The 3,946-nt window shown below is 68.5% G+C and carries 4 protein-coding genes; all 4 read left to right on the forward strand.

The genetic code is table 11. From position 1 onward, the window contains the following. Window positions 1-837 (forward strand): periplasmic substrate-binding domain-containing protein (locus AC30N0_RS04615; RefSeq protein WP_489516756.1); only part of this gene is annotated, 837 nt, incomplete at its 5' end. Between the two features lie 34 nt (window positions 838-871). Further along, window positions 872-1,903: a microcin C ABC transporter permease YejB gene (locus tag AC30N0_RS04620; RefSeq protein ID WP_489516757.1), complete on the forward strand. Its 1,032-nt coding sequence runs from the start codon at window positions 872-874 to the stop codon at window positions 1,901-1,903. A gap of 21 nt (window positions 1,904-1,924) precedes the next feature. Continuing rightward, window positions 1,925-2,995, forward strand: a complete 1,071-nt coding sequence (locus AC30N0_RS04625; protein ID WP_489516759.1) for an ABC transporter permease — start codon at window positions 1,925-1,927, stop codon at window positions 2,993-2,995. An 83-nt stretch (window positions 2,996-3,078) separates the two neighbouring features. Further along, window positions 3,079-3,946 (forward strand): ATP-binding cassette domain-containing protein (locus AC30N0_RS04630; RefSeq protein WP_489516758.1); only part of this gene is annotated, 868 nt, incomplete at its 3' end.

Here is a 3,946-nt window from a genome sequence, read left to right on the forward strand (position 1 = left end):
CTGGGCTACACCTACGACTTCGAGATGACGACCAACCGCTACGGCCAGTACGCGCGCGGCGACAGCATGTTCGCCAACTCGCCCTTCGCCGCGCAGGGGCTGCCGTCGCCGGCCGAGCTGAAGCTGCTCGAGCCCTTCCGCGCGGAGCTGCCGGCCGAGGTCTTCGGCCCGGCCTTCGTCGCGCCGCGCACGAACGGCGACCCGAAGCAGCTGCGCCGCAACCTGCTCAGGGCGCGCGAGCTCTACGCCGCCGCGGGCTGGAAGCTCGCGCCCGACGGCCGGCTGCGCAATGCCCAGGGCGAGGCTTTCGAGGTCGAGTACCTGATGGCCGGTGACCGCGGCAGCACGCTGCCGGAATGGCGCCTCAACATGGAAAAGCTCGGCGCGACGCTGCGCCTGCGCAGCGTCGACTTCGCCCTCTTCCGGCGCCGGCTGGAGGAGTACGACTTCGACATGGTGACGATCGTCGAGGGCAAGTTCACCCTGCCGCAGCCCGGAGAGCTCGTCACGAGCTACGGCAGCAAGTCGGCCGACGAGAAGGGCAACAACAACTTCCGTGGCGTCAAGAGCCCGGCGGTGGACCACCTGCTCGGCGTCATGGCCCGGGCGACCCGGCTCGATGAGCTGCGCGACGCCAGCCGGGCGCTCGATCGCGTCGTCATGTGGAACCATTGGCAGGTGCCGGACCTGTACTTCGCGAGCGAGCGCGGCGCCTACTGGAATAAGTTCGGCATCCCGGCCGTGCGCCCGCTGTACTACACGATCGAAAGCGCGCTCGACGAGTACCCGGCGTGGCCGATCACGACCTGGTGGATGAAGGAGGCGTCGCCGCGATGAACGCCCGGGGCCACCCCGCGAGCGAGCCCGGCCCGTGCTGAGCTACATCGTCAAGCGGCTGCTGCTGATGGTGCCGACGCTGCTCGGCGCGCTGACGATCACCTTCGTCGTCATCCAGTTCGTCCCCGGCGGCCCGGTCGAGCAGCTCATGGCCGAGGCGCGGGCGAGCGGCGGCGAAGGCGCCGGCTACCGCGCCAGCCGCGACAGCGACGCCACGCAGATCGCCGAGCTGAAGAAGCTCTACGGCTTCGACAAGCCGGCGCACGTGCGCTACGTCGAGATGATCGGCAGCTTCCTGCGCTTCGAGCTCGGCCGCAGCTTCCTGCAGAGCAAGGACGTGTGGGCGCTGATCAAGGAGAAGCTTCCGGTCTCGATCAGCCTCGGCCTCTGGACCTTCCTCTTCTCCTACCTGATCTCGATCCCGCTCGGCGTCATGAAGGCGGTCTACGAAGGCTCCCGCTTCGACGCCCTCAGTACGCTGATCGTGCTGATCGGCTACGCCATTCCCGGCTTCGTGCTCGGCCTGTTCCTGATCGTGCTGTTCGCCGGCGGCACCTTCTTCGAGCTGTTCCCGCTGCGCGGCCTCACCTCCGACAACTGGGCCGAGCTGAGCTGGCCGGCCCGCATCGCCGACTACTTCTGGCACCTGGCGCTGCCGCTCACCTGCATGGTCGTCGGCAGCTTCGCCATCGTCACGATGCTGACCAAGAACACCTTCGTCGAGGAGATGCGAAAGCAGTACGTGCTGGTGGCGCGCGCCAAGGGCCTGTCGCAGCGGCGCGTGCTCTTCAAGCACATCTTCCGCAACGCCCTGATCCCGCTCATCACCGGCTTTCCCGCGGCGTTCATCGGTGCGTTCTTCGCCGGCTCGGTGCTGATCGAGACGCTGTTCTCGCTCGACGGGCTCGGCCTGCTGTCGTACGAATCGGTGGTGCGCCGCGACTACCCGGTCGTCCTCGGCTCGCTGTACCTCTTCACCCTGATCGGCCTGGTGATCAAGCTGATCTCGGACGTCCTGTACGTCGTCGTCGACCCGCGCGTGCAGTTCGCCAGCGGCGCGAAATAGGCCGTGAGCGCGATCCTCGAGCTGCCGCCCGCGTCGTCGCCGACGACCCAGGCTGCCGCGGCCGTCCACGCCCTGCCGCGCTCGCCGAACCAGCGCGCCTGGGCCCGGTTCAGGCGCAACCGTCTGGGCTACGCGTCGCTGTGGCTGTTCGGCGCCCTGCTCGTGCTCGCGACCTGCGCCGAGCTGGTCAGCAACGACCGGCCGCTCGTTGCCCGCTACAACGGCGAGCTCTTCTTCCCGCTGTTCAGCAACCAGCCCGAGACCCGCTTCGGCGGCGACTTCGCGACGCCCACCGACTGGAAGGACCCGTTCATCACCGAGCAGTTCGCCCGCCCCGGCAACGGCGCGTTCTTCACGCTGAACCAGCACAGCGCCAGCTCGCAGAACTATTTCCAGAAGACGCCGAGCCCGGCGCCGCCCGGGGGCAGCAACTGGCTGGGCACCGACGCCGACGGCCACGACATGGTGGCGCGCCTGCTCTACGGCTTTCGCGTCAGCATCTGGTTCGCCTTCGCGCTCACGCTGGTCGGCGTCGTCATCGGCATCCTGTTCGGCGCCATCCAGGGCTACTTCGCCGGCCGAGTCGATCTCTTCCTGCAGCGCGTCTTCGAGATCTGGGGCGCGGTGCCCGAGCTCTACCTGCTGATCATCTTCGCCTCGATCTTCGAGCCTTCGCTCCTGCTGCTCCTGGTCCTGCTCTCGCTCTGGGGCTGGCTCGGCCTGTCGGACTACGTCCGTGCCGAGTTCCTGCGCAACCGCAACCTCGAGTTCGTCAAGGCGGCGCGCGCCCTCGGCCTCAGCAACGCCCAGATCATCTGGCGCCACATCCTGCCCAATTCGCTCACCCCGGTGATCACCTTCCTGCCGTTTCGCATGAGCGCCGCGATCATCGCCCTGACCTCGCTCGACTTTCTCGGCCTCGGCGTGCCGCCGACGACGCCGTCGCTCGGCGAGCTGCTGCGCCAGGGCAAGGCCAACCTCGACGCCTGGTGGATCGTGTTCCCGACCTTCGCCGTCCTCGTCGTGTCGATGCTGCTGCTGACTTTCATCGGCGACGCGCTCCGCGATGCCTTCGACACCCGCAAGTCCTGAGATGAAGCCCGATGGCGCCTCACTTCGTTCGCTGCCCCCCGAGGGGGCGCGTCAGTGGCTTCGGACGGCCGGGCGCCACTGACATGCCGGCACCGCCGCTGCTGCAGGTCGAGGGCCTGACGGTGCGCTTCGGAGCGAGCGTCGTCGTCGACGACGTCTCGTTCGCGATCGCGCCCGGGGAAAAGCTCGCCCTGGTCGGCGAATCGGGCTCGGGCAAGTCGATCACGGCGCTGTCGGTGATGCGCCTGGTCGATGCGGCGACGACGAGCGGCGCGATCCGCTTCGAAGGCGAGGACCTGCTGCAGAAGTCGGAGCGGCAGATGCGCGGCATCCGGGGCGACGACATCGCGATGATCTTCCAGGAGCCGATGACGGCCCTCAACCCGCTCTACACCATCGGCAACCAGATTGGCGAGGTCCTCGAGCTGCACCAGGCCCTGCGCCCGAACCAGGCCCGGGCCCGCGCGATCGAGCTGCTGCGTCGCACCGGCATCCCCGAGCCGGAGCGGCGCATCGATGCCTTCGCGCACCAGCTCTCGGGCGGCCAGCGCCAGCGGGCGATGATCGCGATGGCGCTCGCCTGCACGCCCAAACTCCTGATCTGCGACGAACCGACGACCGCGCTCGACGTCACGATCCAGGCCCAGATCCTGGCCCTGCTCGACGAGCTGCAGGCCGAGATGGGCATGGCGCTGCTCTTCATCACGCACGACCTGAACCTGGTGCGCCGCTTCACCCATCGCGTCGCCGTGATGGAGCGCGGCAAGCTGGTCGAGATCGGTGCGACGGCGTCGGTGTTCGGCGAGCCGCGCCATCCGTACACGAAGAAGCTGCTGGCGAGCCGGCCGCAGCGCGTCGTCCAGGCGCTCGGCGCCGATGCGCCGATCCTCGTCGCCGCCGACCGCGTCTCGGTCGACTTCGCCATCCCGCAGGGCTGGTTCAGGAAGCGAG

Source organism: Rhizobacter sp. (genome assembly GCF_031412495.1).
In the GTDB taxonomy this organism is placed as follows: Bacteria; Pseudomonadota; Gammaproteobacteria; order Burkholderiales; family Burkholderiaceae_C; genus Schlegelella_A.